Consider the following 4,970-nt stretch of genomic DNA (forward strand, 5'->3'; position numbering starts at 1 on the left):
ATAAGAACTACTTATTTCTGTTCGTCATAATAAGCAACTCACAGGGGTTTCGATAGACGGAACCATCTTGGCAATCAATAAGGACAAGCTTAAACTTCATTTATATATTGATGAAACACAGGATGAAGAGGAGGCATACGCATATCCATTTGCAGTGCCCTATACAGCAGAGGGAAACACGGGGTGGTATATGATGCCTCAGATTGGAGAGAAGGCAGTGTTGTATATCCCTTCTGAGGATGAGATGGAAGCTTATATATCAACAGTAAGTCATGGCGAAGCAGAAAATAATGATTATATGACAGATGAATCCGTTCATAGAATTGGGACGGAAGATGATATGTCACTTGTAATGAAGCAAGATGAGCTGTCCTTTCAATCAGAAGCTAATGAATTCTTCATTACGATGACGGCTAATGAGGGCATATCTGTTGTAAGCGAAAACAATATTCATCTAGTAGCGGAGAAAAGTGGTAGCTTGCAGGCGGAATCAATCAATATGTATGCAAAAGATAGAATCACTTTAACTACGAAAAAAACAAGTATTATTATGGACAACGTAGTAGATATTAGTGGGGATAATCAGAAAAAGAGTACAGCGGAAGAATTGGTTTATCGTTTGGGAAATAATGAAAAAATGACGAAGGAGGCTTATACGCAAGCAAGTGATGCAGATGATACGGAATATAATACGCGAGAGGGTATGGCACCTGTGTACTTAGCAGGGAAGAGTTTAGAGAAAAAAGCAGAAGAATTTGGACTGATTGAATTCTATAAGAAAGAAACGATAAAAGTAAATACAGATTATAGGTATGACATTAATAATAAATATTTATTACAGCTATATTTTAAAACTGGAACTAGGAGTATGAGTTATCGTATATATAGAAAAAGTGAAGCGGAGGTTGTGGGAAGACTTTATGATTCACATGAAAAACTTATATGTCAAAGTGAAAATAAGGAGAAAAAGATTAATATTGATATGCATGTAGAATTGGAGAAAAGTAAAAAATATCAATTGGCGATAATGCTTAAAGATAAGCAGAAAAAAAGTGTAAAAGTAAGAGTAGATGAAAAGATAGAAATTGCACCATGGCTGATAGGATATAGAGGAAAACCCCATATTCCGAAGGATTCTGGTGCTAAAAAAGTTACTTATTCATTTGATGAGAGAGAAAAATTAAAAAAAATTAAAGGTGTTAAGAATATTGATTGGTATTCTTATGAAAAGCAAGAAGGACCCAATAGATATACAAAACCATTTTTGGAAGGAAAAGAATTTAAAGTTGGTGACTATGGTGAACTAACAGATGACGACAAAAGATATTGGGTTACATTAGGTCCTAAAGTGTTCATACCAGATTATTCAAATGAAGGGCCCTTAGATACTAAAGAATTTGCCGACTATATACCTTGTAGAGTAGATGTCGTCTTGTATAATAAGAAAGAAAATGAACATGTATACATTGAATGTGTGTATAGTGGGCATATAAAGGCTCATACACTTCCTAATGGAGTATACCAGACAGGACATCCTTATCCAAAGAGTTCTTCAGCAAGTGCGGAGCCATATAAAGTGGACTATGTTGATGGTTCTATTGTGGAATTTACAGGTGCAAGACCCATTGCGAATTATAAAGAAAAAACAGAAAAGGAGAGGGAATTAGAACCAGCTTGTAACGGAACAATGAGTAAATATATTGTTGAGGAGTTAGTAGTATACCCTAAAAATTGGAAGGAGAATGAGTGATGAAAAGAAAATTTTGAATAATGATACCAGTAATGTTTCTAACAGCCTGTTCTAGTTTAAGTAATACAGAGAACATGGTTGTAGATTATGAGGAAACGACTTATATCGAAGAAATACCATTTATAGAAGAAACGCCATATATAGAAGAAACAACAGACAATGAAAATGAAATTAATGAAGAGACAAGTTCCATTGTTTGCGAAAAAATAAAGGCAATTGATTTTACGATTAAGGAATCGCCTCTAGATATCACCCCCGAAGTTGATGCATTGTATAAAGAGGCATATCTTAAAATACTGAAAAGTGAGATACCAATCGTGTACAAAAGTGGTAAGAAAGAATATTTTAGAGACCTATACAGAATTGGGGATGAGTTTGATAAATTAATCGAAGAGGCTGACTTTTATTCATTTTATTATAATGACTTAGATGGAGATGGACTTCCAGAATTAGGGGTTGCGAGTACGTGTGACACTGATATCTTAAAATATAAGCCAGAAAAAAATGAATGTTCTGTGATCTTTGCGGATTCAACTATGTATCATACGATACTAGGAACAGGACAAATATGGTTTCATAATGGGTTGCATGCAGGATATATAGTGGATCGATATATTGTCTTGAATGATGATAAGGGCTGGAAGACGGTTTTCAGTCTTGAACATGGTACCCAAGACTACCCGTATTATTGTGTAAGCATTGACGAGTATGATCTTGTTGATATAAGTGAGGAAGATTGGAATGAGATAACGAAGCCTTTTTACGATGCAACAAAAAATGCGATTCCTTCTCAGACACTAGAAGAAGTTTTTGGAGAACTGCTAGAAGAGTAGTGAGATTTATCAGAAGAAGAAAAGAGGTTTTACAATGTTCAAAGAAAAAACAACATTTGCAGAAAAGTTTATTGAACTAAGAAATAAAAAAGCGGAACAACAGGCTGTACAAGACACAAGTAATAACATCCATCAAGGTATGGTTGTTATGAATCAAAGAATCTACGAGATAGAGGAAAAGGAAATCGCTGATGGTAGAATTTCTATGCATATGCCATCAGAATTTGAACCGCTTGAGGACAACCTAGCAGAAGCAAAATATCCTCATTTCATGTGTCCACAGTATATCTATAGTGATAAAACGACAAGTGTAACAATGACGTTTACATTTGATGATAAAACCATGGAAGAAGACGAGATTCATGAATTGAAAGAACAGTTAATCTACATATTATCAGACTTACATCCAGAGTGTGAAATCCTTGATGATGAGATGCTACAAGCGGAGGAACTGGATATAGAACTGTTTAGTTTCGCCAAGCCAGTAATGGACGGAGAGTTGTATCAATTATTTTCCCTAATGAGATGGAATGAAAAACTATTGCTTGGAGGATTTAATTGCGATATGCAAGTAAAGGATTCATGGTATCCAGTAATATGTCAAATGCTTCAAACGATTCGATTAATCAATAAAGATGAGAACATAGGTGAAGAGATATGAGAGAGGACGTAAAGCGGTTCTATCGTGTTGAAGTAGAGCCTAGGTTGAATGACATTCAAAATCAAATGCAAAAAGAGTTCATAGAAAACGGTTTGGAATGGAAGAAACAGTTTCTAGTCGAATTTCAAGCGATATGTAAAAATGTAACACAGTATTGCGAAGAGAATGAATATGAACCGTATTTTCTAATATTTCATCTGCTGCGAACAAGGATACAAAACCATGATTTTAGATATCAAGTAAGAATGTACAATCAAGAATGGTATTTGGAAGAAGGCGTTTGTGTTGGTGATTTTTCCGTGACATTTATCTATGCGAGATATGAAGAATTGTGGAATGAACTACAAAGCGAACGATTAAAATATGTGGGTAAAATCAAGGAAGAAGATGTTCGATGTATAATGATGGAAGTAATCAATGAGTTTCAAGCATACATAACAAGATTTCTGCGAGAGAATATCAGAGAAGCCGTGCAGACGGAAGAATATATGCATTTAATAAAAGGAAATCGATTAGAAATAAAGACAGGTGAATATTTCGAGATAGGTGATTTTATATTTATTGATGAGAAGCAAGAAGATAAAGAAAAACAGGAACAGTGGCTTGATGAACAGAACGAAGGGGACGAATATACATTTGAAGATTTTAGAGGCATTATATTGAAAAACAAAGAGTACGTAAATTTAGATTTAAGATATGCGGATTTTAGTAATGCAAGGTTTGAGAATGTAGTATTTAATAATTGCATGGTTGAGGGTACGAGGTTTGATGGATGTGATATGGGACAGGTGCGGTTTGAGTAAGATGAAAAAAGATTAATAGTATTAGGTGAAAGAAGTTATTATATTTCAATTATGAAGTGTAATATCTTCTTTTTTTATGCCTGCATATTACCAGAATACGAACTCCTAATGCACGGAATGCTAGATGAAGGAAGTGCCGTGTTATATAACACCATTCAAAACATGATTGATAAGAAGACCTACTATGAAGGAGAACGACTTGCAGCCTTAATTATAGATTGCGGTGGAGGGACAACCGATTTATCCTCTTGTGTATTCAGCGTGAACAATCTAGGAAGTAGTTATCAAGTGGCGATTGATACCGCGTATGAAAACGGTGAGACGAACTTTGGAGGAAATAACATCACGTATCGGATTCTGCAGTATCTTAAAATTGTATTTGCTGCCTATTATACAGGACGAAAAAGACCAGTAATCGCTAACTTTATTGAAGAGGTAGAGTTCGATGTTTTTCGTATGGTAGACCGAGGTGGAAGAGAAGATGTATATCGTCTATTAGAGGAAGAGTATGATTTGGCAGAAATCATTATTCCAACAAGATTTAAGCAATATGAGAATCGAAACAGAGAAGAATACTATAAGGTGAAAAATAACTTCTATTTCTTATTCCAGATGGCAGATAAATTAAAGCATGAATTTTTCAAGGAGACTGGTGTATTACAGTGTCGCTTTGCAACAGGAGAAGAAGTGGAAAATGAGGGACAAGCATTAATTAAAGTAGATAACTGGAATCTTGTAATTCGAGAAAAAGGAAACTATCAGTTGCATCATGATATCCCATCCGTTTTATTCAATGTTAATGAGATCGAGCTACTAATGAAGGTGGATATCTATTGGATTATCAATAAATTCCTGAATAAATTGTTCGTTCAAGGGGAATTAGAACAGTATTCTATTATAAAACTATCAGGGCAATCCTGTCG

The 4,970-nt window shown here is 34.8% G+C and carries 4 protein-coding genes and 1 pseudogene; all 5 read left to right on the forward strand.

All coding sequences use genetic code 11. The annotated features are described in order from the left end of the window. The first annotated feature begins 67 nt into the window (after window positions 1–67). Window positions 68–1,750 carry a hypothetical protein gene (locus RMR19_RS17255; RefSeq protein WP_310604746.1) on the forward strand — a complete coding sequence of 561 codons (1,683 nt, stop codon included), beginning with the start codon at window positions 68–70 and terminating at the stop codon, window positions 1,748–1,750. A 20-nt stretch (window positions 1,751–1,770) separates the two neighbouring features. Further along, on the forward strand, window positions 1,771–2,583 hold the full coding sequence (locus RMR19_RS17260) for a hypothetical protein (RefSeq protein ID WP_310604747.1): 813 nt from the start codon (window positions 1,771–1,773) through the stop codon (window positions 2,581–2,583). Between the two features lie 34 nt (window positions 2,584–2,617). Further along, window positions 2,618–3,244: a hypothetical protein gene (locus tag RMR19_RS17265; RefSeq protein WP_310604748.1), complete on the forward strand. Its 627-nt coding sequence runs from the start codon at window positions 2,618–2,620 to the stop codon at window positions 3,242–3,244. Continuing rightward, on the forward strand, window positions 3,241–4,047 hold the full coding sequence (locus RMR19_RS17270) for a pentapeptide repeat-containing protein (RefSeq protein WP_310604749.1): 807 nt from the start codon (window positions 3,241–3,243) through the stop codon (window positions 4,045–4,047). Before RMR19_RS17265 ends, RMR19_RS17270 begins: the two co-directional genes overlap by 4 nt. Before the next feature lie 51 nt (window positions 4,048–4,098). After that, window positions 4,099–4,970 (forward strand): annotated as a pseudogene (locus tag RMR19_RS17275) (molecular chaperone); the annotation flags it as partial.

The sequence above is a fragment of the Anaerosporobacter sp. genome (assembly GCF_031551385.1).
GTDB lineage: Bacteria > Bacillota > Clostridia > Lachnospirales > Lachnospiraceae > Anaerosporobacter.

What these genes read in the sequence shown, in the direction of transcription:
- RMR19_RS17265 (WP_310604748.1), top strand. Translation starts at nt 2,618, where the DNA reads ATGTTCAAAGAAAAAACAACATTTGCAGAAAAGTTTATTGAACTAAGA.
- RMR19_RS17260 (WP_310604747.1), top strand. Translation starts at nt 1,771, where the DNA reads ATGATACCAGTAATGTTTCTAACAGCCTGTTCTAGTTTAAGTAATACA.
- RMR19_RS17270 (WP_310604749.1), top strand. Translation starts at nt 3,241, where the DNA reads ATGAGAGAGGACGTAAAGCGGTTCTATCGTGTTGAAGTAGAGCCTAGG.